The following is a 23,873-nucleotide window of genomic DNA, read 5'->3' on the forward strand; positions in this document are numbered from 1 at the left end:
CCCAGTGCAAACAATTCGCAGTTGCCTGACGTAGCGATTTTTCAACCGCTTTCTTGTTTCCATCCTTTCTTGTTTCCATCACCACCTATACTCATGTATCAATCGGGGGCTCGCACAAAGCAATCAATCCTGACCCCTTGATTGATCTTTCTTCCCCCGGTCAAGTTCGGCTTTTTTAGAATGGATAAGCCGGCCGGGAATGCTGAACGGTTATCCAGTGATCCCGGGTGAACTCGTGAAGAATCCACTCGCCGCCAAACCGCCCGATACCGCTGTTTTTCTCGCCGCCGAACGGCCCGGTTGACGTGTCGTCCACGCTATGGTCGTTGACGTGGGTCATGCCCGCGTGCACGCCCAGCGCAAACCGGACGCCGCGCTCCTGGTCGCGAGTGAAGACGGCGCTTGAGAGTCCGTACTGGGTATCGTTGGCAACCCGTAATGCCTCAGCCTCTCCATCGACCTTGATAATGGGCGCAATCGGACCAAACATTTCATCCTGAGCGACCTGCATATCGTTTGTTACATCCACGAACACGTGCGGAGGCAGCACCTGCCCTTCCGGATCTCCGCCCACCACCTGGCGCGCTCCCGCGGCGCGGGCGCCCTCTATATGCGCCAGGTGCGCCGCAAGCTGCTTCTTGTTAATGACGGGTCCAATCGCGACGGCCGGATCGCTGGGGTTTCCATACTTCAGGCCTTTGACGTGCGCCGTAAAGCGATCCACGAATTCGTCATACACTTTGGCATCGACGATGATACGGTTTGTGCTCATGCAGATCTGGCCTTGATGGAGATATCGCCCGATAACAGTGGCACGCACCGCATGCTCCACGTCGGCGTCATCCAGGATAACGCAAGGCGCATTTCCACCAAGCTCAAGTGCGACGCGTTTCATTTGCGGACCGCTCATCGCGAGTTGTCCAATGTGCCGGCCGACCTTGGTGGAACCCGTAAAAGAAATCAGGCGCGGTATCGGATGCAAGGTGAATGCATCGCCTATCTCTTTCACGTCCCCGATAACGACATTCAGAAGACCGGGCGGCAACCCCGCTTCCTCATAAATCCTTGCGATCAGCAACCCGCCCGTAACAGGCGTGTCCTCCGCCGGCTTGACCACGACTCCATTGCCAAGCGCCAACGCGGGCCCGATCGAACGGTGGGATAAATACATCGGGAAATTCCATGGGCTGATGACCCCGATCACGCCGAGGGGCTGGCGGTAAGCCCGGCTCTCCTTGCCGGTTTCATCGATGGGGAGGATTCGGCCTTCGGCCCGGTGAGGAAACGATGCGGCCTCCAGCGTAATGGAATGGAGGAACTGCCATTCCAGTTCGGCCTTGAAGCGGGTGCTGCCCGATTCCCGGATGAGCCAGCCGATGATTTCCTGGCGGCGCGCTTCCATGATAGCGGCGGAGCGGAGCATGACGGCTGCGCGCTCGGAGGGAAGAAGGGCCGCCCATCCGATCTGGGCTTTTGCGGCAGACCGGTAAGCCTCGTCGAGATCGTCCACATTCGCCAGAACAGTCTCTGCGAGCGTATCTCCCGAATACGGATCGGTATCCTCCCGTATTCCCCCTTGCTTGCCGGGACGCCATGCGCCGCTAATATATTGCCCATTGAAACCCGAGTATGGGCGGCCGCTTCCATTTGTTGCTGCGCCAGATTCGTTTGCCATCGCTGCTCCCGCTGTTGTTTGGTTAAAAATGAAATCGGAGAATCCCACAAAACCCCTGTTGTAACGCCATGAGCCGAAAAAAATGAGGGGGCAGGCGCTGCCCGCTCACCCGCCTAATGAATAAATTTGAATCCGACGTTGGTGCCATTGCCCAGAACATATCCAAGCTGGATATTAAAATATCCTAATGCCTCAAGCTGACGCGCGTTGGCGAGGGGGCCTGCATCGACCGCATCGAATCCGATTGCCCTGCCAAAATCCAACGCCATGCTACGGGCTTGCTGGTCATCGCTTGCGGCAAACAGGGTGAGCTGCTGCCCCAACACGCTGCCTGTATCCATATGTTGTGCAAAGACGGTATTGAAGGCTTTGACGACGCGCGCCTTCGGGGCTTTCCTTTGCAGCGCTTCAGCGCCACTGGTTGAAAAACCGAGTGCCAGCCGCATGTCTTGAGTCAATGCATTGGTTACATCCACAACCACTTTCCCGTCAATTGCATCTGCCAGCTCATGCAGCACAGCGTCGATTGCAGTGTAGGGAACCGCGATCATCACGACCTCGCCCCAGTTTGCGGTTTCCTTTACCGTTTCCTTGCGGCTGTTACGAACTTCATAGCCGGCCCGGGCGAGGCCCCGGTTAAGTGCGCCGCCAACATTTCCACTTCCTATAATCGCGATTTTCTGCACCATATCATCCTCCTTATTGTCCGAATACGATTTGACCAGCCGTCCTTGCGGCGCAAGGGAAAGAATAGCTCACTCAGGCCGCAATTGCGCGGTCTGACAGAGCTATGCCATTCACTGATGTTGCGGCTTCATGCTTGACTATCAGCGTCCCTCGCATCATAAAATAATTAGGGCGGTATGTTTATAGTACACCTATGGCAAAAATCGTCAGTGACCACTGAGATACAGGGGTGTTGCGTTATTCAGCTATGCTATAAATAACTTTAATGTTGATCGTGCGTGGCCGATCTATCCATTCCGAAATAGCGTCGAACCTGACCGAAAGGGGAACGATATGAAAATAGCACTATTGGGAGCAACGGGTTTCGTCGGTTCCACGCTGTTGAAAGAGGCGCTCGACAGAGGGCATTCAGTCACCGCGATCGTGCGCCACCCCGAGAAGCTCGAAAAACGGGATCGGCTCAACGCAAAAGCCGGGGATGTGTATGACACAGCACTTCTTGCGGCCTTGCTCAGCGGGCATGATGCGGTGATCAGCGCTTTCAATCCCGGCTGGAAGAATCCAGACCTCTACGACGACCAGGTGCGCGGCACAACATCGATCATCGCGGCTATAAAGAAGGCCGGTATCCGGCGTGTCCTTTGGGTGGGAGGGGCCGGCGGCCTGGAGGTCAAGCCAGGCGTGCGCGTAGTGGATGGCCCCGACTTTCCGGACTGGATAAGACCGGGCTCATTGGCGACGATTGATGCGCTGGAACGATTGCGAAAGGAGCCGCAACTCGAATGGTCCTATCTGGCCCCTTCGGCAAATATGCAGCCGGGCCAGCGCACCGGCAAATTCCGCTTGGGAGACGATCGGCTCCTGCTCGATGCCAGCGGCCAGAGCAGCATTTCGGTTGAGGATTATGCGGTCGCGATGATCGACGAACTGGAACACCCTGCGCACATTCGGCAGCGCTTCACTGCCGGGTACTGATAGCAGAAGGAAGATTCGGCGATGGTCCTTGCAGACCGGGTTAGCGCAGTCTCATCCTGATTCATTTATTTGTTTGTTTATGAGCCAAAGCAATACCAAGTTGTAATCAGGAACCCTCAACACAACCAAGGAAAAATCATGAAAAAACCCATTGCTGCAAAGAAGCAAAACCTCAATCTCCAAAAACGGTCCCTGGCCACTCCTACCGACCTCGAAGCGGCGGCGACCAAAGACATTATGGGGGCCATGAACGCCATCCTGGCGGATGTGTACGCGCTTTACCTGAAAACCAAGAATTTCCATTGGCACATGAGCGGGCCGCATTTCCGGGATTACCACTTGCTGCTGGATGAGCAGGGCGACCAGCTTTTCGCAATGACCGATCCCATCGCCGAGCGCATCCGCAAGGTGGGCGGGTCCACGCTCAGGTCGATCGGCCACATCTCCCGTAGTCAGCGCATACTGGACAATGATGCCGACTACGTCGAACCGCTGGATATGCTTGCCGAATTGCGTGAGGACAACAAGACACTTGCTGCCCGCTTGCGCGAGGCCCACAACGTCTGCGAAGAACACCGCGATATTGCCACCACCAGCCTGATCGAAGTCTGGATCGACGAAACCGAGCGGCGCACCTGGTTCCTGTTCGAGGCCAGCCGCCGAGGGGATGCAATCGGACATTAGCAGTAAAACAAGCGGTCAATAGCCGAATTCGGGGTAAGTATAAGTATTAATGATTCAAAGGATTTGGAAATGAGCGCACGTGTTGTCACTGCACACATTTCCAGATGAGCTTATTCACGTTTATTGAACAGCGATAATCCTTGAACCCAAATCCGGCAGTTGACCGCTCGTTTCTCACGATTAACCGTATGATTCAAAACGTGGGTCGCGCGACGGGAGCACCGTTCTCAGGCTTTCCAGGAATCATGCACCTTATCCCGTCCTGGTCTGCTTTCGTCGACTAAAAAATGAAGCATAATGTTATAGCGCTTGGTGCGGTTCGCACTGCAAGTCTCACGGCAATTTTTGACGAAGGAATTCGAGCATGAACATGCAATCCACGAGCTCTTCTGAAAAGGCACTTGCCGGGCTGCAGAGCCTGCTGCCGGATCTGGAGGCGTTATATACCGACCTGCATGCCCATCCGGAGCTGTCGATGCAGGAATCGCGGACTGCGAGCTTGGTCGCGGACCGGCTTCGCGCGGCTGGGTATGACGTGACGACCAGGGTCGGGATGACCGGTGTCGTGGGACTGCTACGCAACGGCGACGGGCCGGCGGTCATGCTGCGCGCCGACATGGATGCGCTACCTATCGAGGAAATGACCGGACTTCCCTATGCCAGCAAGGCCAAGGCCACGAATCGCGAGGGCAAAACGGTTCCAGTCATGCACGCTTGCGGCCACGACATGCACGTTGCCTGGCTCGTCGGCGCGACCACACTGCTCGCGCAGGCACGCGACGCCTGGCGCGGCACGTTGATGGCGGTCTTCCAGCCGGCCGAAGAGACCGCGGAAGGCGCCCAGGCCATGATCGACGACGGACTGTTCAACCGTTTTCCCAAGCCGGATGTCGTGCTCGGCCAACACGTCATGGTCGGACCGGCTGGCAACATCGGTGGCCGTGCCGGATCCATCACTTCCGCTGCCGACAGCCTGCAGATCCGCCTATTTGGGCGTGGCGCGCACGGATCGATGCCGCAGGCAAGCATCGATCCCGTGGTCATGGCTGCCGCGACGGTGATGCGCCTGCAGACCATCGTCTCGCGCGAGCTTGCTGCTGCCGAGGCCGCTGTCGTTACCATCGGCGCGCTGCAGGCGGGTACGAAGGAGAATGTGATACCCGACGATGCCGTCATCAAGCTGAACGTACGTACCTTCGATGCGGGCGTGCGCACGCGAGTGCTTGCCGCCATCGAACGTATCGCCAACGCAGAGGCTGCAGCTTCGGGAGCTCCCAGGCTGCCGGAGATTACGACGCTGGACCACTACCCGCTGGGGGTCAACGATGCCGATGCGAGCGCGCGCGTCGCCGATGCTTTCCGCCAGCATTTCTCAGCCGACCGCGTGCGGCAAGTCGAGGCGGCGTCGGCGAGCGAGGATTTCGGGTTATTCGGAACCGAGTGGGGCGTCCCTTCCATGTTCTGGTTCGTCGGCGGCACCGATCCCGACGTTTACGCGAAAGCCAAGGCCGCAGGTGAAATCAACAAAATTCCAACCAACCACAGTCCGTACTTTGCACCAGTGATGCATCCGACCTTGGAGACCGGCGTGGAAACGATGGTCGTTGGCACGCTGGCCTGGCTTTCAACATGAGCCGCGGCGCCAGGGGACTGGGGCCGTAAGGTGTTTGCTTCCGCTGCTTTTGACGTGGATGCTGCGATGAAGATTTTCGTGCTGGCGCTCGATCTTGCCGGCACCTTCGTTTTCGCGCTGAGCGGAGCGGCGGCCGGTGTCAAGCGCCGGCTTGATCTTTTCGGAGTCCTGGTGCTGTCCTTTGCCGCAGGCAATTCCGGAGGAATCTTCCGCGATCTGCTGATCGGCGCAATCCCGCCCGCGGCAATCAGCGACTGGCGCTATCTGGCGGCCTCGCTTTTTGCCGGCATGCTCACATTTTTTTGGTATCCCGCCATTAATCGACTGCGCAATCCCGTACTTATATTCGATGGCGCGGGGCTAGCGCTGTTCTGCGTTTCCGGTGCGCAGAAGGCCATCGGCTTCGGTCTCGACCCGGTCATGGCGGCACTGCTGGGCATGCTGACTGGAGTCGGCGGCGGTATGGCGCGCGATGTACTTCTGTCTGACGTTCCTGTTGTCTTGCGATCCGATATTTATGCCGTCGCTGCCCTTGCTGGAGCGGCCGTGGTGGTGATTGGCGATGCGCTACAACTTCCATCCGCTGCAACGACATGCGCCGGCGCGGCTCTCTGCTTTGGCCTGCGCCTGGCGGCCATCCGACACGGCTGGCATCTGCCGATCGCCCACCCGCCCGAACATCCTGGCGCGAAAATAGACGCTGCGGAAAATCGGAAGGATCGTTAGTCGGCCGACGAAAGTGGCATCACCGAGCTGTCTCTGGAATGGATGCCCGACAAATGGCGCATTGATATTTGGGAAATGCCAGGCCGAGGGCTCATCGAATTTTCATCGTAAATACTTCGAACAAGCTGTCTTTTCGGCAGTGATGGACGAGTTAAAGTCGGGCGACTTGTACGTGGAGCACAGTGGCGAGTACGACGACTATCGCAATCATCTGGTGAGTTGGGAAGAGTATGAGGAAGAGGTTCAGGGATACGGGGAGCCAACTCCGCCGTTCCCCCTCCCCCGTCGTTACTTGGCTGAAGGTGCTGACCAATATTTGGACATTCCGGCAGCAAACAGAAACATCCACATGACCAGGACAAACGGGAATGTGAGCGTCGGCAAACCTATCGGCGTGAGAAAACTGGCCAGCCCAGCTTGGCACACCACCGTTAGTATGCCCGCCAATAGCGCCAACGCGGCACTTCTACCGGTAGGTTTAAGGAAGACCCAGCCCACCGCCATCATCGTCAAAACTGGATTGAATGCATACAGCCCCATCTCAATCGCATTCTGGTTTGCCCCAAAAATCATGGGTACGATCAAACCCACCACCGCCCCACCCACCGCCATCAGCGCTCCCCGCAATGAAACTATTGCGATACCCACCAAAAACAGGATACCGACAATAACGCTATCCGCAAACATGACCTCGCCTACGCCTTTTGCGAGCGCGATAAACCATATCTCGGCTGGAAGCGTCCCCACACCCGTCACGATGGTGGGAATACCGGGCAAGGGTAAAATCGGACCCCGAGTAAAGCTGTCAAACGCGTACACCGCGACCAGGAACATCCAGCAGGTCAGGACAAATGGTGAGGTCGAGGCTGGAACGTTATAAGGATGAAGAATTCTCATGAGCGCCGCCAGCACGATACTCGATAATATCGAGGCCAGAACGACGTACAGCCAGAGCTGCGGTGAATGCTCCAGGAATAAAAAAAGGCATGGACCTACCAGCGTACCGTTGAATCCGTATAGTCCCGCCTCGATATCATCCTCGGAGAAACCGAGAACGTAAGCCGCCACAGTGCTGCTTATCACGCCGACGGTAGCGGCAGCGCCCGCAGCCAAACCACCGATAAAAAGTGCAAGCAGAAAGATAAATCCCGTCACCGCGTTACAACAAAAAAATACTTGCCCGACACCTCTAAAAATTATGCGCAGCGGCCGGGGCAGCGCCGCATCTATTTTTAATGACCAATTCATTATTCACCTCCAGAATTTTTCTTATCCCGGATGTTTCATAAATTCGCGTGATGATTGCGCAGGGTTTTGTTTTGTAGGGAAATTTTGTGAAAGAGTGGTGTAGTTATTCATACACCCGACTGAACGAAATTTTCATACGAAACAAAAGACCAGCGAGGGCGCGCGTCAATTTATGAAACATCCGGGTTATGTGATCGCTGTATTTCTTTGCGTTGCGGTTGCATGGAAAGCACGGCCATCTATTGATAATTCTGTGATGTATCGCGTAGGTAAAGCAAATAAGAGCAATTCGTCAGCTAGCTGCCGGTAAATCCAAATTTCGAGACTTCATTTCTTCCAGCAATCCCTGTTTTACGATGAAATCGATGATTTCCTGAACACCTTCCCCAGTTCGTAAATTGGTAAAGACAAACGGCCGGTCCCCACGCATCTTCTTCGCATCGCGGGCCATTACACCAAGATCCGCACCGACGTAAGGTGCAAGGTCGATCTTGTTGATAACGAGCAAGGCGGAACGTGTAATACCAGGCCCACCCTTGCGCGGTATTTTTTCGCCGGCGGCAACGTCGATCACATAGATGGTCAGATCGGAAAGCTCCGGGCTGAAAGTCGAGGCAAGATTGTCGCCTCCGGACTCGACCAGGATAAGATCGAGGTCAGGAAAGTCGGCGGTCATGCGCGCTATGGCTTCCAGGTTGATCGATGCGTCCTCTCTTATCGCCGTGTGCGGGCAACCGCCGGTTTCGACACCCATCAAACGCTCAGCCGGTAGCGCATCGGCACGCAGCAGAATCTCCATATCTTCTTTAGTATAGATATCGTTGGTGATGACGGCCATTTCATAGCGATCACGCATTCCTTTGCTAAGCGCTTCGCATAAAGCGGTTTTTCCAGAACCGACGGGGCCGCCTATACCGACGCGCAGGGGATTTGATGATTTTGTCATTTTTGTTTCCGATTAGACAATTCAGGACCGGTAGATCCGGCTGTATTGAACTTCATGCTGCATGGATAATAAGGACAGACCGGGCGCCCAATTGGATAACTCGTCGTCCGCCAGTCGCTGTGCGTGATTCGATGCGTTTTCCAGAACGGGGTGCAGGGAAAGCAGAAGACGCTGCCCTGAAACCTGCCCAAGCGGAACAGACTTCACACAGGCCAGCACCTGATTCTCAATCATGGAAAACAACATTCCAAGCAAGGCGGCTTCATGCGGTACCGCCAGTGCCTCTGCGGCACAGGCAAACGCCGTAGGCAGAGGAATCTCGGGCTGGCTCGTCAATATCTTCAGAAGCTCGTCATCCGCGATTTTAAGATCTGCCACCAGCTTGGCGAGAGAATATCCCATCTGAATTGTTTCGGCGCGGAACTCGGCGGTATCACGCGCCGCAATGAAGCATTCCGTCCAATATGTGGCTGCCGCCATGTCCCGAGCGGAAAAAGCCTTCAATAAACGCCAAAGTACCGGCGCTTCAAAGTCCGCGACGACAGCAAGCGATTCGGTGATCCAGGCATGGGCAGAGCTCTCGTCCTTGACCATGCCGGTCTCGATGGCCGCTTCCAATCCCTGCGAATAGGTATAGGCGCCAATCGGTAGCGACGGGCTCGCCAATTGCAGCAATCGAAGCAATATCGGGCTTTCCATTGTCATTCAGGGTATTTTCGAGTCCGTCGCACGGTGAATTTTCTGGTGCGCTGGAATCGGAGCCAATGGACCATGACTATGTGAATGACCGTGGCTCTCATCGTCATGATGATGATGGCCTCCACCCGCGCTGTAGGCGCCCGACTCCGGCTCGAATTGTGCATTTTCTTCGACCACCGTAGCACCCAGCCCCAACAGCATCTCTCTCAGTACGCTGTCTTGATAGATACGTAAAAAATCCTCGCCCACCTGGGTCTGTGTATGACGGTTACCCAGATGAAAGGCACAGCGCAAAAGATTATGCGAAGTATTGCAGGTAACCCGGTAGGTCGGTTCTTGTGCCGCGACGATCTGCACCACCCGGCCATCGTCGCTCCTCAGCAAGTCGTTATTGCGAAGCACCGTGCCCCGCTCGGTAAAAATGGCAACTTCTTCGCCTGATGCAAGCTTCGTGCGCAAACGGCTGTTTTCGCGCAATTCGTAGGGTAGAACAAGCTGAGCGGAAATCGAGTCCGCATGCTCCGTTCTGGCGTTCAATGTAAGCATTTACAGGCCTCAAAGGTCAGAATTTTGTATTGTTACTATGTTGTTGCGATCACGGTGCCAGTAAGAAGCAGCGGAAGCGAACCCTTGGACTTACTCCTGAAACTTACCCTTCAGGAGGTAACAAAATCTACTGGCCCACCCCGGCGAACAATGCGCCGATCCCACGCCCGGCTCCATCCGGTCTACCCGGCAATTCCCGGTAAAAAATGGAAATCACCTCATCAAAACAGAAAGTACCGCTGCGCCATCGGCAAAACATCTTCCGCTCCACACGTCAGCAGTTGCCCGTCGGCCCGCACCTCATAGGTTTCGGGATCGACTTCCATCTTGGGTGTTGCCCCATTATGGATCATGTCCTTCTTGCGTAAATTGCGTGTGTTCTTGACCGCAATCAGGTTCTTGTCCAGCCTCAAGGTATCGATCAGCCCCGCGTTAATGGCCGCTTGGGAGGTAAAGGTGAAACACGATGTCTTGATACCCCCACCGTATCCGCCGAACATGTATCGGTAATGTACCGGCTGCGGGGTGGGAATCGAAGCATTCGGATCACCCATCAGGGACGCCGCTATCATTCCGCCTTTCAGTATCACGGACGGTTTGACGCCAAAGAACGCGGGTCTCCATAAGACGAGGTCGGCATACTTGCCTACTTCTACCGAACCAATCGCATGCGAAACACCCTGTGTAATGGCCGGGTTGATGGTGTATTTCGCAATATAGCGCTTGACGCGGAAATTATCGTTCCTGGAATTGTCTTCCTGTAGCGTGCCACGCTGTATCTTCATTTTGTGCGCGGTCTGCCACGTACGCAGGACCACCTCACCGATGCGGCCCATTGCCTGCGAATCCGATGACATCATCGAAATGGCACCCATGTCATGAAGAATATCTTCGGCCGCGATGGTCTCCTTACGGATGCGGGATTCCGCGAAGGCGAGATCTTCCGCGATGTTGGCATGCAGGTGATGACATACCATCAACATATCCAGATGTTCGTCCAGTGTATTGACCGTATAGGGACGTGTCGGATTGGTGGATGACGGCAGCACATTTTCCTGGCCGACGACCGCTATGATGTCGGGCGCATGGCCGCCCCCGGCACCCTCGGTATGGAAAGTGTGAATGGTCCGGTCTTTAAATGCGGCAACCGTGTTTTCCAGATAACCGCCTTCATTGATGGTGTCCGTGTGGATAGCGACCTGCACATCGTATTTGTCCGCAACATTAAGGCAGTTGTCGATGGCCGCATAGGTCGTACCCCAGTCTTCGTGCAACTTGAGGCCACATGCTCCCGCCAAAATCTGCTCTTCATTGGGAGTCGGCAGGCTGACATTACCCTTTCCGTAAAAACCGGTGTTCATCACCATGCCGTCGGATGCTCTCAGCATGGAATGGATGTGCCAGGGGCCGGGTGTACACGTGGTAGCAGCTGTGCCGACCGCCGGGCCGGTACCACCGCCCAGCATGGTGGTCGTGCCATTCATCATCGCGTCTTCCGCCTGCTGCGGACAGATGAAGTGGATATGGCTGTCGATAGCGCCCGCTGTCACAATCATATTCTCGCCTGCGATAATTTCCGTGGCGGCGCCAATGCACATCGTGATATTGGGCTGGATATCCGGGTTTCCTGCTGAGCCGATTGCGGCAATCTTGCCGCCTTTCAGCCCGATATCGGCCTTGACGATCCCCCAGTGGTCCACAATGACTGCGTTGGTGATGACCGTATCCATCACATCGGCGTGGTTGCGCTGAGATTGACCCATCCCGTCACGGATCGTCTTGCCACCACCGAACTTCACTTCTTCACCATACGTGGTGAAATCTTTCTCGATTTCGATAAAAAGTTCCGTATCAGCCAAGCGGAGACGATCACCGGTAGTGGGGCCCATCATTTCAACATATGCCTGACGGGAAATTTTAAAAGTCATTTTTATGCTCCTCAGTAGATTATTGGCGGTGCGCTGTTATTTCAGCTTGCCCATCACTTTCTGGTTGAATCCGTAGACGATCCTGTCTCCCGCGAGTTCAACCAGCTCAACCGTACGCTCCTGGCCTGGCTCAAAACGCACGGCCGTGCCCGCCATGATATTCAGGCGCATGCCATAGGCAGCCTCCCGGTCAAACTTCATTGCGGAATTGACTTCATAAAAGTGAAAATGCGAGCCGATTTGTATCGGGCGGTCTCCCCCGTTCGAGGCTTTTAATGTTTTGGTTTTTCTACCGACATTCAGTTCGATATCGCCGGGTTGCACAAATACTTCACCGGGTACCATTGGCGTTCTGGCCATAATAATCTCCTGGTTTCTTAAGGAATCGGATTGTGAACAGTCACAAGCTTGGTGCCGTCAGGGAACGTGGCCTCGACCTGGATATCGGGGATCATCTCGGGAACTCCCTCCATCACATCGGCGCGGGTCAGTACGCGAGTGCCTGCGGCCATGAGCTCCGCGACGGTATTACCGTCGCGCGCTCCCTCCAGCACCGCACAGGTGATCAGCGCGACCGCTTCCGGATAGTTGAGCCGCAGGCCACGCGCCTTGCGCCGTTCCGCCAGCAGCCCCGCAGTAAATATCTGAAGCTTGTCTTTTTCTCTGGGTGTAAGGTCCATTGCTTCCTCCTCGGTAAATTAAATGGTTGTCGCTAATTCTCTGAGCACTACAATAAATCTGATTCGCGGGGCGAAAAAAAAGCCGCTTACAGGAAAACGGCAATTGTCATGTATTCCACAACCGTGGCACTGCAAGCTGGCGGCCCAGCATCGCCGGGCGAAGCAATCCCCAGGCATGCAGCATTAATTGCCGCGCGGTTTCGCTGGAATCCCCAAGGTAGCGCGCAACCACTATCTGTTTTGATTGGCTGATGCCAAAACAGCCTGCACCATTCGCGATGGCACTGGCACCTTCGCGCGCTTCGTGCAGCAGTGCGCCGGGCACCGCTTTGCCTACTGCAATCAATGTTGCACAGACCGTGCTGTCAGCAAGAACCAGAGAAGCTTTCATGGCCGGGCTGCCGCCCAGTAACCGCAGTTGCTCGAACCAGACCAGTTTGCCATCGCGATGAATGCGGGTGCGCTGCCTGATCTGGCCGCCGCTGAATGACTCGCCAAACGCGGTACGCCCAAAGCATAAGATCTCACAACTGATATAGCTCGCGTCCTTTTCCAGCAACACGTGATGGTCAAGCTCTACATGGGCATTATCGAAAAAGATCGTTTCCTGGGGCACCCATTCGAGCGAACCGCCGACGCCCACATCGAGTCTGATATTCTGGTGCGAAACATGGCCGTTGGCTTTGTACCACTTGGCTGCGCCGGGTGTGGTGATTTGCGCATTCGCGGATGCGCCGACCTTGGCAACAATCTCCAGCTCGTCTCCTCCCACCACACCGCCCGGCGGATGAATGATTACTACCTGGCAGACCTCGCGACCTTCGGGATAAAGCGGCTTTTGCACCAGCAAGGGGCCGAAGTGCTCCCGACCCACCAACCGGGTAGTGCCCGCATCATCCGCAAACCCGAGAGACAACCGCGCTTGCAACGGCACATGAGATACGCCTGACGTCGGTTGAGTCAAAACCTTTTGTAGAGCCGGACGATTGGAGGAGAGGACGCGGTCTTGCTGAATACGAAGACCTTCCGCATGAGAAATCGAGTGCATTTTTTGGTTGTTATTGATTAATGTCCATCAAAAGGTTAAACCCACCCGCTTCATCCGGTCCAGCTGGTGAGATGAGGCGCGACACCATGTCTCAAAAACAGCTGAAAGGCTTTGCTTTATTCCCGATAGTGTCACAAACATATACCCGCTTGCGTGCAAAGTAAATAGTGGTGCGAAAAAATCTCCCAAAATAAGCGTATGAAAATTAAGCATTTTTTAATACAATTTACGCTTTTGCCTGAACCGGGCATGGTAACGGAGCATAACAATGCGCCCTGCATGAATAACAAGTATTTGTATCAATCGACCGATACCAAATCACTATCGAACTCAGCCTTCGGTAAGACACGCTGTCGAGCTTTACATTTGCAGCTGAAAGGATAATTTGAAAACATCAACCTTCTCACCCACCACGTCGGGCGCGTAGTTAAGCCCCTTTGTGCGGAGATCGCCATGCTGGTAATAGGCCGAGATACGCGCATTGAAGCCATCGATGATGTAGTTCACGCCGCCCTCGATTTCCTCGCGATTACTGCTATGGTTAGGCTGAACGCTGGTAAATCTGCCATAGGGTTGAAATTTTCCAATTCCCACATTGACCGGTATCAGGTAAAGCCCGGTGACAGTCCAGGATTTTCCGTCGAACATGCAAAAGCAACCTGGATCTGCAAAAGCGGCAGGAGCGTAATTCGCATAAAACTGTTTGTATTCTCCGTTGACAGTGACTACACCCATATTTTTAGGCAGGACTTTTTCAAAAAGGATGTCGCCGACAAGACCCAGGAAATCGCTGCGATTGGCAAACGATCCGGCCCCATTTCGCTGATATGAGGTGCCGAAAGCAAGCGCAAGAATATCTCCAGCTTTACCAAAGTAGGTGCTGCTGGTGTAATAACCGGGATTCTTTTCGGGGTTCAGAAAATTGTAGGTGAATCGTCCGGCCCATAGCACGTCATCTCCCTGGTTGGGGCCGATGGTAGAGGAAGACTGGAGGCCCCGGTAAACGCCTACGGCGTAGCTCAACGTTCCTTTGATGAAGCCGGGCTCGACACTGCCCCAGAAGGTGCCGCCGTCATCACGGCCATAGCGTCCTGCCCCGCCGCTACCAAATTTAGTGCTGAAGTCTTGCGAGAAAAACGGCGTCTTGAAAGCATCGTGGGTTGCCTGAAAGAACGGACCACTCAATTCGCCCCGTTCCGTGGGCACCAGCATGCGTCCGCCCCACATATTGACATATCGGTTAACCTCGACTTTTCCTATCGCATCCAGAATATTGTATTGCATCTTCGGGCTATCACCCGAATGCGTGTTATTACAGAAAAAGCAGTCGGTGTTAAGTTCGAACTTGACATATTGATGAACCTGCCCGTTTACGTACACACGAGCATTGTCGATGCTGAAATCGTTCCTGTAATCACGATTTTCCGCCCATATCCCCGAACCGCGGAACCCCATGCCAACGGTCACCCATTTCGTCTCATCAATAGCCCACTTCGGCTTGCTCGGCATCAAATCTATGGCATTTGCCTCGGGAGATAAAGGCAGAAAACCAACCACCAGTACCGCGAGGAGTGCTACTTGAGCAAAGAAATTTTGCCGTTTCTTCCGAAGGTAGCCTTTCCGTAAAGCGCTCTCAGCTGATGGTTCATAGCTGGCCATTTTGTAACTCCGTTTTCTCAGAATTCTTCATTCTTGAAATTCCTTCATGCCTATTAACCCGATCAGCATGATCATGCAGGACTTTTTGATGGGAGTCATTAAAAAATATCCACAAACTACAAATTTTGTGTAAGAAGATTTTCTTTTATACTTTACAGATCCCGGCTGAACAGTGCAGCTAAGCACGAATTATTTCAGGAAATTCCAGCCACTCCTCTAAATAAATGGGAAACATGGCTGGGCCTATCAATTAGAACGGCAAAAACAAACGATCTAATCCAAGTCCCTGAGGGGAGGAAGCCACGTCAATAAAACAAAACCAATACCAATACAAGCAATGCCAGATTTGCGGGCTAAGCCGAGCTTTGCTGCAAGCCCAGAAAGCAAAAAAACGAGTGTGATTTAACAAGACGAAAAGGAGAAGCGTGCGAATCGGTGTTTTCATCAATTTCTGTCTTATCGTCACTGTATTGAGCCTAAGCCTGCTGATATTGCTTTCTTCACAGGCGCTGGGTACGCTGGATGAGATCACCGGAGCAGAGCATCAGAAAAACAGATCTCTACAGCTCGCAAACGAGTTATTCCGCAGTTCCGAAGATCTTACCAAGATGGCTCGGAGTTATGTCATCACCGGTGATCCGGTCTACGAACAATCTTTTTTCGAAATCCTCGATATCCGTAATGGCAAACGGCAGCGCCCCCAGGAAAATCACCCGATCACCTACTGGAATGTGAGCAGACCCTCCTTACCCAGCACGCTCGGGAATGCCATTTCCCTGTTGGATTTGATGCGGCGTGAAGGTTTCAGTGAACGAGAGCTGGATCTGCTGCGGCAATCCCAGAAAAATTCCGACAATCTGGTCAACCTGGAAAAACAGGCATTTGCCGCCATAAAAGGGTTATACGACGATGGATATGGAAACTTCACCATACCTCGCACGCCTGACCGCAATTTCGCTATTGACCTGTTGTTCGGAGAACGTTACACGGCTGAGAAAACCAGAATAATGGCGCCGATCAGCCAATTCATGCTTGAGCTGGATCATCGCACTCAAACTACACTGAGAAATTTACAGTCAAAATTCCATCAGCAAATCCTGCTGATACTGGGATTGCTTTGCACCGCATTGCTGGCCGTGGCGGTCGCCGCTGTCTACATGCGCCGCAATATCCTGCGTCCGCTCGATTATCTCAGCCGCCAGGCAAGCAGTATCGCAAAGGGCAGCTATTCCACCCGCTGCGATATTGCAACGCATAACGAAATCGCCAAGCTCGGCTCTGATTTCAATACCATGGCAGAAGCCATCGAACATGAAATCACAAAACTAAAACGGGTTGAAGAATCCTTACGCGAGCGACTAAAGGAGATCAACTGTTTTTATGCGATCCGTCGCGGAATGGAATCAGGGTCGCTGGAGGAGGTTTGCAGGACTATTTTTGTGCAATTGATTGCGGCGATGCAATTTCCTCACACTACCAGTATCAGAATCGAGCTTGACGGCAAGCGGTTTGTATCCGATCGGTATGACAGGAGCCATACATGTATACGACGAAAGCAGGTAATGGTCTACGGCGAGGCATATGGCTGGATAGATGTATTTTATGGTGAAGACCAGCCTTTTTTGCTGCCGGAAGAGCAGAATCTTATTGACGTGGTTGGGGATGATCTGGGGAAATGGCTGGAACACAAGCAGGCGGAAGCACGTATTCTGGTAGAGCAGGGGCTTCGGGTGCGGGACGCCGCAATAAGAGAATTTGCGGCCCACGTGGAGCAGATGCGGGAAGAAGATCGCAAATACATCGCCCGCGAAATTCACGATGAACTGGGTCAGCTTCTGGCGGCATTGCACCTCGAAATTTCGCTGCTAAATGGCATTGAAGATAACAGAAGCGGGAAAATGGAAACCATCAGGCGTAACATGGCCGAACTGGTGGATGAAGCGGATCAGAGCGTGCGCAATGTAGCTGAACATTTGCGGCCGGCCTCGCTGGGGCTTGGGATCATATCAGCCATTAAGAAACTGACCGATGAATTCAGGAAACATAGCGGCATAAGCTGCATGTTGCATTTGATGGAGACATCGATCGATCTGGATGAAGATCAGACGGTGGCGATATTTCGAATCGTGCAGGAATCCTTGACCAATGTGGCACGCCATGCCGAAGCAAGTCAGGTCGAAATTACCTTGTCGCAGAATGCAGATGATCTTATTGTTGAAGTACGCGACGACGGGAAAGGATTTGATTCCGCGGACGTTGCCCGGAAAAAATCATTTGGCCTGCTTGGAATGCGGGAACGGGCGGCGGTACTGAGGGCGGATATCGATATTACCAGTATTCCGCAGCAGGGAACCGTGGTCACCGTGCGTTTGCCTATAAAGCGAAATGGAGGAATTTCATGATAGCTCTCTCGCTACCGTTGCTGAAATAGAGCTGACCTCCTTGGAACCGATAAGACCGATAGAATACACATGACAATCAAAGTCTTTCTTGCTGACGACCACCGGCTTTTCCGGGATGGGCTGAAACGGATTCTTGCCGAAACAACAGACATCCGAGTCGTCGAGGAAGCGACAGATGGACTCGATGCCTTGGAGAAAATGCGCCGTGGCGAATGGGATGTGGCATTGCTGGATGTCAGCATGCCGGGCCTGAATGGACTGGAAGTACTAAAACGGATAATGGCCGATGATGCCAAGTATCAGGTGCTGATGTTAAGTACGTACCATGAGGATGAATATGCGATCAGGACAATACGCGCGGGCGCATCCGCTTATCTCACAAAGAACAGTCCGACCGATCTGCTGATATCCGTGATCCGCCGTTTGGCAAATGGAGGGAAATACATAGATCCGGAACTGGCGGAGAAACTGCTGTTCGACCTGGGCCCGGCATCCAAAATACCGCTGCATTCCACGCTTTCCGATCGGGAATATGACGTTCTCAAACTTATCACCGCCGGCGTATCCTTGGCTGAAATCTCCCAAAGACTGGCATTAAGCGCAAAAACCGTAAGTACTTACCGCGCCCGTATTCTGGAAAAAATGAATATGCAGAACAATGCCCAGCTAATCCGCTATGTAACCGAACATAAGTTGCTGGAATAACCGGCATGTTCATTCAATATTGAGCGCTTCCGGCCGCTTTGCTCACAGGGCGTTTGCTCATGCAGCCAATCTCATTCATCACGCAAAAGCATTGCCATGAACATGCGGTACGGAATCAGAAGAATAGCTCTCCTGGGCGATCTCAACCGGTAAAAGATGCAGTTTGCCATGCTGCACCCCTTGCATCGAAATAATATGATTGGCGAATTTTTTTACGTTCCTGATAGTTCCACTCAGGATAGTTACTTCCAGGCAATTATCGTGATCGATATGTACATCCATGGTGGATACGATAAGGTCATGATGCCTGTGTTGTGTCGCAGTAATGCAACTGGCCAGTTCGGGAGCGTATATATAGCTGAGCGTGGCAACGCAATGATCTTCGACATGTTCTTCCACGCGGACGGTATCGAGCAGATCCCGTATCAGGTCACGCATGGCTTCCGAGCGATTGAAATAACCGCGCTTGTGCATTACAGAATCAAACTGCTTCGCGAGTTGATTATTAAGCGATATAGTGAGACGTTCCATGTTTACCTGCTCCAAGATATTGTTCGCTCTGGTGTTCCGAGGTATGACTGGCTTGCAATCGGATTAAAAATATCATACTGATGAGGGGACGTCTGTCGGGGAACGCTGAAATACGATGTAAGAATAAATGAATGCCTTGTCAGGGATTCCCTACACGATTAATGATAGGCTTTCAGGCGTTACGAAGATCAGTTGGCAAGTGTGTAGAATTAGAGACACCAGCAAGCATGCCGAAGATGGCGCTTAACGCGACCGCCTGATAGTTCTGCTGATAAAGCTAATCACACAACGACTTATATCTATATGGCTCTTGGAGCAACCATTTTTAAGGCCGATCTGCAAATTGCGGACCTGGACCGGAATTATTATCACAACCATGCGCTCACCCTCGCCCGCCACCCATCGGAAACCGATGAACGCATGATGGTGCGATTGCTGGCTTTTCTGCTGCACGCCCATGAATCACTATCTTTCGGCAATGGACTGAGCACGTGTGATGAACCCGATCTCTGGCAGAAGGATTTAACCGGCGCTATCGAGCTCTGGATAGATGTGGGTCTCCCGGATGAAAAACTCATTCGCAGAGCCTGTGGTCGTGCCAGTCAGGTATGCGTTTATACATATGGTGGGCGAATTGCCGACACTTGGTGGAATCAATGCCGCGGTAAGCTCGAACAGATCAAGAACCTGACCGTGAGCAATTTACCAAGAGAAGCCAGCCAGGCCATCGCGAAGCAGGCGCAACGTAACATGCGTTTGAATTGCACGATTCAGGACAAACAAATTTGGCTGGCCGACGGAGTTGAGTCAACGCTGTTTGAGCTGGTAAATCTGAAGAGCTTGCCAGCAGCTTGAAATCTTCAATCGAGCATTGTGGCAGGTAAACTTGAGAAGCGTAATTGGATGTCAATTCTGTGTCTCAGTCAGCCTCAACCCAGGCAGAAGAAAATCATCAACGAATCGCCGCCTGATTAAGCCGCCATACACAACATTGAGCATAACTCAGCGAGCACATTCCTAACAAACCCAGGAAATTCAGAGGATTTGGTTACTCCCTGTGTGGTAAAACCATTTAGTGATTGCCCTGGACGCTACCAGCGGTATTTAATTCCTGCTTGTCCAGCGATGCTATTGCCATTATTCCTAACCAACGCATGGCTATAGTTGGCCGTAACAAATATGTAGGCGTTCTTGGCTATCTCGCCGGAAATACCTACGCCGGCTTGACCCACTGTGCCGCCCAGGGCCGTGTGCAAGGCTACTGGATTTTCACCGTTCAAATTGCTGAAAGTAGTGTTGGCTCGTGAACCAAAAGTCTGCCATATATTGGCGCGTGCCCATGTGGTGATAAGTCGTCCGCTTCTGGATTGCCATTGCTTGGTCGAGCGAGCACCTAAGCGACCGGTCACATTGGTTGTGTCGCCAAACTGAATTTTTCCAAAAGTATCTGCTGTGTCTCGAAGATCCATGTGTTGAAGCAACGCTTGCGCTTGCGGTTCGAGTGTCCAATTACTGCCCAGGCTAAAAGCATGACCACCTTCTGTTGACGCTATAAATCCCCAACCATTGGTTTTGGACGACTCTCCCAAACGGGAACGCGTTGTGGCTTCTCCGTAATAGGTAAATTGGCCCACCGTATCGAGGTAACTGCCTGAGTTTACAATTCGCGTCCAGTACGCACCAACCGAATATCCGGCCATCGTTGCACTTCCTGCTCGATGACCGCGAAAGTCACTAATACTGGCATTAATATACCCTACACCCAAATAAAGCCCAGCCTGGTCAGAGCTCTTGCCGTTATTGGATTGACCACGGTAAGTATCGACACCTACCTGGAAGCCGCCATAATTAAATTTATAGGCGGGACCATATTTCTCGAACTGTTCAATATTGCCACCGCCAGGTCTTGCCGAACCATGCTCGCCGATAATGCGCCCCCAGGAGGCCTTGAGTCCGAGCCCTCCTGCATCAGCGCCGAACGATACGAGACTATCTTGTCCCTGCCGATCATGATAGGTTCCCAACATTGATAGTCCTAGCCGGGTACCTAGAGCTGGAAGTGCCATATTGATTGGTACTTCAGGGCGATAATTGGGGATAGCGGGTGACGATGTCGTCGTCGGATCTCTCTCGATAACGCTGCGCAAGTACCAGTTTCCGTCAGCGGCATCCAAGCCTGAACCTCCTTTTCGGAGTTCATACTCATAGGCGCCCGCTGAGACTCGCTGCCCCAATGCGAATACATTGTCCGCCGAGTGCGTTGCATCCCGTACTTCCACTAGCTGAATACCGTTTGTAACGGTCGGCGCGCCCAAACTGCCTGGGGCCTGAGAAACATAGACTTGAGTGGCGCCAGATCCAAGCTGTGTCCGGTCGACGATCAACATGTCGGCCTCCGATCCAGTTGTGCCGCCAGAAGCGGGGCCGGCGCCAAGCCTGGCGTTAAGCAGTAGCCGACCACCATCAGAGACGAACGTGCTTGTACCCACGCCTGAATTTGGATCGGATATATCGGTGATGACAAGGGTGTTACCAACCGCAGGACCACGCAAATCGATTACGCCAGCATGGTTGAATGTAGAGAGATTGACCAACTGGCTTTGAACAACACCGTTACGATGTAAATCATAGAAAACCGGGTCCAGTATTTGCTCTGAAATACCTGTTTTTGGTTGATAGAAGCCGCTGTCATCCGTAAATGCTGCGTCCGTCACATCTGCAAAGCGTACAGCACCAGCAACGGTGTTGTTGAAAACAGAGTTTGGCCCGCCAAAATCGCTTATCGCCACTCGCTTCGTGTCACGTATGCCATCACCATCAGTATCTGCGAAGTGACGCATTACAAAAGAGTTGGGCGAATAATTATTGAAGGTATTGGAACCGGTGCCTGTTAAGGAAAGATAACCCGTTATGGTGCCATAGTTGTCGATTGTGACGTCGCCATCTACCGGAGCAAATATGCCGGATGCTGCAATTGCCCGGTCGGACAAGGCCCCGATATTTCCACGATTAGTCAGGAACGTTGTCGTGCCACCCAGAACAACCCCTGCAGACGGCGTATCAAATCGTTGAGTGGACGCGCCATTGCTCAGTTCTTGCCACCCCCCGAAGACCGTAGCCCCCTGCGCAACAACTATATTCGTAGAACCACTTGTGCTTGAGGCCAGCATGCCTGCACCGAATCGACCTGTCGCAGTCACATCGGCATTCACGTTCACTGTTGTGCTGTTCGCGGCAACCGCCACAAGACCGAGTGAGTTCGGACCGCTGGTGGTGACAGATCCTTTGATATTCACATTCGTCGTATCGAAGACCGTGGTGTCTGCGCCTTCATTGATGGCACCGACAACAATACCATGCGCGGCATCGCCTCTCGTGGTGATTTTACCGGATGTTACTGCGGCCGAAGTCGGCGCCCCTGCAATAATTGGAGACACCAGAATCCCAATTGCCTCTGCGCCCTGCGTTGATATGGTTATCGATTCCAACTGAAAATCGACACCCCCCGCCCTGGACTGTGATGCAATACCGTGACTCTGGACACCGTAAGTGTCAATGGTTGCGCCACCGATTCCATTAACTATAGTCAAGCCCATGCCTTGGTTAACAAGTGATACGCCGAAGGAACCGGCGCCCTCAGTACTGATAGCGCCCGACTGAAGCATCACGGAGATCGGTGCGGTATTGTCGGTTTTCGTCATTACCGCATTAATGCCGTTAGCGTTGGCGCCCTTTGTTGAGATGGTGGCAGAATTTTCCATGTCAATACTTCCTTCGCCATCATGCTTTGCGTACATGCCTTGGCTATTGTCCCCGGTAGTTTCAATATTGCCACCGACGCCTTGCACGAGGCGAACGGAATTGGTGTTTTCGATGGTTAGAGCCTCGCCATAAATTCCGTGGCTGCCCGTTCCCGCGGTCTGGATATCACCTTGTGTGATGATCTCAACGACCGAAAGGGAGGTGTTCTTAGAACTTGCGAATATGCCTGCCGCGTCAGACCCTGAAGTGCGGATACGCGCCGTGCTTCCGACATCAACTGTAGCTCGTGAGGTATCCGCCCCATTATTGCTACGAACGCTGATGCCGCTAGAACCGACTCCACTGGTTATGATCGTCCCGGCTGCCGCAGCGCTGACATTGCCGGTACCGAGACTGATAGCATATAGACCGGAGGAAATTTCACCTTCCGTCGTAATAGTACCGCCCGTTTGAGTAATCGAAGCCGTGCCCGTGGACGCGTTGTTGAAAATTACTGAATCTGTCCCATCCGTGTTATAGCCCTTAGTGAGAATCGTTGAGGATGTGACTATTTTGGCATCGCCTTGTCCATAGTGAACAGCATACACTCCGTAGGAAGTATCGCCAGTAGTCGTGATACTGCCGCCCATGGCATTGATCGAGATATCTCCTGTAGCATCGGCAGTATCGATAGCACCGGTAATTCCGGTACTTACAGCATCGTCGGGGCTGGTGCCATGACTCGTCGAGATACTGACGCCGTTAGTTGTAATCGAGAGATTGCCAGATGTCCCCTGCTGAACCACGATTCCATCACCGCTGATACCATTGGTGGTAATGGTGGCTGCTTCAACATTGACGTCAATGTTTACTGCCGGATTGCCTGCGTCTGGTCCCCATACTGCTATTCCAAATGTATCCGTAGGGGGCGTAATCGCGACATCCAGCGCGACAATAAGGTTAAGGTCGGCTTGAGGGCGGTAATTTATAGTTTGCGAGTAAGTGGGACCATCACAGTGAATTGTCGCGGGCGCCGTGGGACTAGCTATAACGCCGCATTCGTTAACTGCAAATGCAATGCGGGAGTACACCGAACCGAACATTGCCAGGATTGCCGCAATTAATAGAACAGGGTTCTTCAAGTCATTGTGATCCGCTGCCAACCTGGCGCCAGGTTGGCATTTATCAGCCGCTAAAAATTTCTTACCCATGGCAAGCTTGCCGCTCGGCGTTAGAAGCATCTCTGACGAAAACAGTACTCAGCTCTGTCAGATCGTTGAAGGCAAAATGTGGAGGCTGAACGGCAATAAGTTCTTAAAATTGCGGGGGATATCAATTTCTGCATGAGTTGAATCCTATG

Annotated in this window: 20 protein-coding genes and 1 pseudogene; 8 read left to right on the forward strand and 13 right to left on the reverse strand. The window is 53.1% G+C overall.

Translation table 11 applies throughout. The features are described from left to right. Positions 1-175 precede the first annotated feature (175 nt). Together F822_RS02080 and F822_RS02085 are read right to left on the reverse strand one after the other, a co-directional pair. The gene (locus F822_RS02080; protein ID WP_025039568.1) at positions 176-1,675 is read right to left on the reverse strand and encodes an aldehyde dehydrogenase family protein; all 1,500 of its coding nucleotides are present in this window, start codon (positions 1,673-1,675) and stop codon (positions 176-178) included. Positions 1,676-1,788: 113 nt separating this feature from the next. Beyond that, complete coding sequence (locus tag F822_RS02085) at positions 1,789-2,364, reverse strand: NADPH-dependent F420 reductase (protein WP_025039567.1); 576 nt, start codon at positions 2,362-2,364, stop codon at positions 1,789-1,791. Positions 2,365-2,695: 331 nt separating this feature from the next. On the opposite strand from F822_RS02085, the gene F822_RS02090 reads away from it, so the two are divergent. The 5 genes and pseudogenes from F822_RS02090 (at position 2,696) to F822_RS15990 (ending at position 6,380) form a co-directional block, all read left to right on the forward strand. After that, complete coding sequence (locus tag F822_RS02090) at positions 2,696-3,337, forward strand: NAD(P)-dependent oxidoreductase (RefSeq protein WP_025039566.1); 642 nt, start codon at positions 2,696-2,698, stop codon at positions 3,335-3,337. A 138-nt stretch (positions 3,338-3,475) separates the two neighbouring features. Then, a complete protein-coding gene (locus F822_RS02095) occupies positions 3,476-4,021 on the forward strand; it encodes a Dps family protein (RefSeq protein ID WP_025039565.1) in 546 nt (181 codons plus the stop codon). A 364-nt stretch (positions 4,022-4,385) separates the two neighbouring features. After that, positions 4,386-5,654 carry a M20 family metallopeptidase gene (locus F822_RS02100; RefSeq protein ID WP_025039564.1) on the forward strand — a complete coding sequence of 423 codons (1,269 nt, stop codon included), beginning with the start codon at positions 4,386-4,388 and terminating at the stop codon, positions 5,652-5,654. 66 nt (positions 5,655-5,720) lie between these two features. Then, positions 5,721-5,951, forward strand: a pseudogene (locus tag F822_RS15985) (trimeric intracellular cation channel family protein); the annotation flags it as partial. A 99-nt stretch (positions 5,952-6,050) separates the two neighbouring features. After that, on the forward strand, positions 6,051-6,380 hold the full coding sequence (locus F822_RS15990) for a trimeric intracellular cation channel family protein (protein ID WP_407938241.1): 330 nt from the start codon (positions 6,051-6,053) through the stop codon (positions 6,378-6,380). Positions 6,381-6,668: 288 nt separating this feature from the next. Here F822_RS15990 and yut read toward each other — a convergent pair whose 3' ends face one another. The 9 genes from yut to F822_RS02150 all read right to left on the reverse strand — a co-directional run bounded on the left by yut (position 6,669) and on the right by F822_RS02150 (position 15,134). Beyond that, the gene (yut, locus tag F822_RS02110) at positions 6,669-7,628 is read right to left on the reverse strand and encodes an urea transporter (protein WP_025039562.1); all 960 of its coding nucleotides are present in this window, start codon (positions 7,626-7,628) and stop codon (positions 6,669-6,671) included. A gap of 292 nt (positions 7,629-7,920) precedes the next feature. Then, positions 7,921-8,574, reverse strand: coding sequence for an urease accessory protein UreG (gene ureG / locus F822_RS02115; protein ID WP_025039561.1), 654 nt, complete (start codon positions 8,572-8,574; stop codon positions 7,921-7,923). Positions 8,575-8,595: 21 nt separating this feature from the next. Next, entirely contained in the window at positions 8,596-9,279 is a 684-nt protein-coding gene (locus tag F822_RS15115) for an urease accessory protein UreF (protein ID WP_231623549.1), read from the reverse strand. After that, positions 9,280-9,819, reverse strand: a complete 540-nt coding sequence (gene ureE, locus F822_RS15120; RefSeq protein ID WP_025039559.1) for an urease accessory protein UreE — start codon at positions 9,817-9,819, stop codon at positions 9,280-9,282. It abuts the gene before it with no gap. Positions 9,820-10,040: 221 nt separating this feature from the next. Next, positions 10,041-11,747 (reverse strand): urease subunit alpha, encoded by a 1,707-nt coding sequence (gene ureC / locus F822_RS02130; protein WP_025039558.1) that lies wholly within the window; start codon positions 11,745-11,747, stop codon positions 10,041-10,043. Between the two features lie 36 nt (positions 11,748-11,783). Continuing rightward, positions 11,784-12,092, reverse strand: coding sequence for an urease subunit beta (locus tag F822_RS02135; RefSeq protein WP_025039557.1), 309 nt, complete (start codon positions 12,090-12,092; stop codon positions 11,784-11,786). A 32-nt stretch (positions 12,093-12,124) separates the two neighbouring features. Continuing rightward, complete coding sequence (locus F822_RS02140; protein ID WP_025039556.1) at positions 12,125-12,427, reverse strand: urease subunit gamma; 303 nt, start codon at positions 12,425-12,427, stop codon at positions 12,125-12,127. 106 nt (positions 12,428-12,533) lie between these two features. Then, positions 12,534-13,475 (reverse strand): urease accessory protein UreD, encoded by a 942-nt coding sequence (locus F822_RS02145; RefSeq protein ID WP_036574362.1) that lies wholly within the window; start codon positions 13,473-13,475, stop codon positions 12,534-12,536. A gap of 360 nt (positions 13,476-13,835) precedes the next feature. After that, the gene (locus tag F822_RS02150; RefSeq protein WP_025039554.1) at positions 13,836-15,134 is read right to left on the reverse strand and encodes a hypothetical protein; all 1,299 of its coding nucleotides are present in this window, start codon (positions 15,132-15,134) and stop codon (positions 13,836-13,838) included. 425 nt (positions 15,135-15,559) lie between these two features. Here F822_RS02150 and F822_RS02155 point away from each other — a divergent pair, with 425 nt between their 5' ends. Continuing rightward, entirely contained in the window at positions 15,560-17,536 is a 1,977-nt protein-coding gene (locus F822_RS02155; RefSeq protein WP_051536542.1) for an ATP-binding protein, read from the forward strand. 69 nt (positions 17,537-17,605) lie between these two features. Next, complete coding sequence (locus tag F822_RS02160) at positions 17,606-18,241, forward strand: response regulator (RefSeq protein ID WP_025039553.1); 636 nt, start codon at positions 17,606-17,608, stop codon at positions 18,239-18,241. Positions 18,242-18,319: 78 nt separating this feature from the next. Here the strand turns inward: F822_RS02160 and nikR are convergent, their stop codons facing one another. After that, entirely contained in the window at positions 18,320-18,772 is a 453-nt protein-coding gene (nikR, locus tag F822_RS02165) for a nickel-responsive transcriptional regulator NikR (protein ID WP_025039552.1), read from the reverse strand. Positions 18,773-19,075: 303 nt separating this feature from the next. Here nikR and F822_RS02170 point away from each other — a divergent pair, with 303 nt between their 5' ends. Continuing rightward, positions 19,076-19,627: a YaeQ family protein gene (locus tag F822_RS02170; RefSeq protein ID WP_025039551.1), complete on the forward strand. Its 552-nt coding sequence runs from the start codon at positions 19,076-19,078 to the stop codon at positions 19,625-19,627. Positions 19,628-19,863: 236 nt separating this feature from the next. Here the strand turns inward: F822_RS02170 and F822_RS02175 are convergent, their stop codons facing one another. Beyond that, positions 19,864-23,724, reverse strand: coding sequence for an autotransporter outer membrane beta-barrel domain-containing protein (locus F822_RS02175; RefSeq protein WP_036574359.1), 3,861 nt, complete (start codon positions 23,722-23,724; stop codon positions 19,864-19,866). Positions 23,725-23,873 lie beyond the last annotated feature (149 nt).

Source organism: Nitrosospira briensis C-128, assembly GCF_000619905.2.
GTDB lineage: Bacteria > Pseudomonadota > Gammaproteobacteria > Burkholderiales > Nitrosomonadaceae > Nitrosospira > Nitrosospira briensis.

Bases quoted from the DNA above. Each gene is read 5' to 3' on its own strand.
- F822_RS15115 (WP_231623549.1), bottom strand. From the start codon at position 9,279: ATGACAATGGAAAGCCCGATATTGCTTCGATTGCTGCAATTGGCGAGC.
- F822_RS02150 (WP_025039554.1), bottom strand. From the start codon at position 15,134: ATGGCCAGCTATGAACCATCAGCTGAGAGCGCTTTACGGAAAGGCTAC.
- ureC (WP_025039558.1), bottom strand. From the start codon at position 11,747: ATGACTTTTAAAATTTCCCGTCAGGCATATGTTGAAATGATGGGCCCC.
- F822_RS02085 (WP_025039567.1), bottom strand. From the start codon at position 2,364: ATGGTGCAGAAAATCGCGATTATAGGAAGTGGAAATGTTGGCGGCGCA.
- F822_RS02175 (WP_036574359.1), bottom strand. From the start codon at position 23,724: ATGGGTAAGAAATTTTTAGCGGCTGATAAATGCCAACCTGGCGCCAGG.
- ureG (WP_025039561.1), bottom strand. From the start codon at position 8,574: ATGACAAAATCATCAAATCCCCTGCGCGTCGGTATAGGCGGCCCCGTC.
- F822_RS02140 (WP_025039556.1), bottom strand. From the start codon at position 12,427: ATGGACCTTACACCCAGAGAAAAAGACAAGCTTCAGATATTTACTGCG.
- F822_RS02160 (WP_025039553.1), top strand. From the start codon at position 17,606: ATGACAATCAAAGTCTTTCTTGCTGACGACCACCGGCTTTTCCGGGAT.
- F822_RS02135 (WP_025039557.1), bottom strand. From the start codon at position 12,092: ATGGTACCCGGTGAAGTATTTGTGCAACCCGGCGATATCGAACTGAAT.
- F822_RS02080 (WP_025039568.1), bottom strand. From the start codon at position 1,675: ATGGCAAACGAATCTGGCGCAGCAACAAATGGAAGCGGCCGCCCATAC.
- F822_RS02090 (WP_025039566.1), top strand. From the start codon at position 2,696: ATGAAAATAGCACTATTGGGAGCAACGGGTTTCGTCGGTTCCACGCTG.
- yut (WP_025039562.1), bottom strand. From the start codon at position 7,628: ATGAATTGGTCATTAAAAATAGATGCGGCGCTGCCCCGGCCGCTGCGC.
- nikR (WP_025039552.1), bottom strand. From the start codon at position 18,772: ATGGAACGTCTCACTATATCGCTTAATAATCAACTCGCGAAGCAGTTT.
- F822_RS02095 (WP_025039565.1), top strand. From the start codon at position 3,476: ATGAAAAAACCCATTGCTGCAAAGAAGCAAAACCTCAATCTCCAAAAA.
- F822_RS02100 (WP_025039564.1), top strand. From the start codon at position 4,386: ATGAACATGCAATCCACGAGCTCTTCTGAAAAGGCACTTGCCGGGCTG.
- F822_RS02170 (WP_025039551.1), top strand. From the start codon at position 19,076: ATGGCTCTTGGAGCAACCATTTTTAAGGCCGATCTGCAAATTGCGGAC.
- ureE (WP_025039559.1), bottom strand. From the start codon at position 9,819: ATGCTTACATTGAACGCCAGAACGGAGCATGCGGACTCGATTTCCGCT.
- F822_RS02145 (WP_036574362.1), bottom strand. From the start codon at position 13,475: ATGCACTCGATTTCTCATGCGGAAGGTCTTCGTATTCAGCAAGACCGC.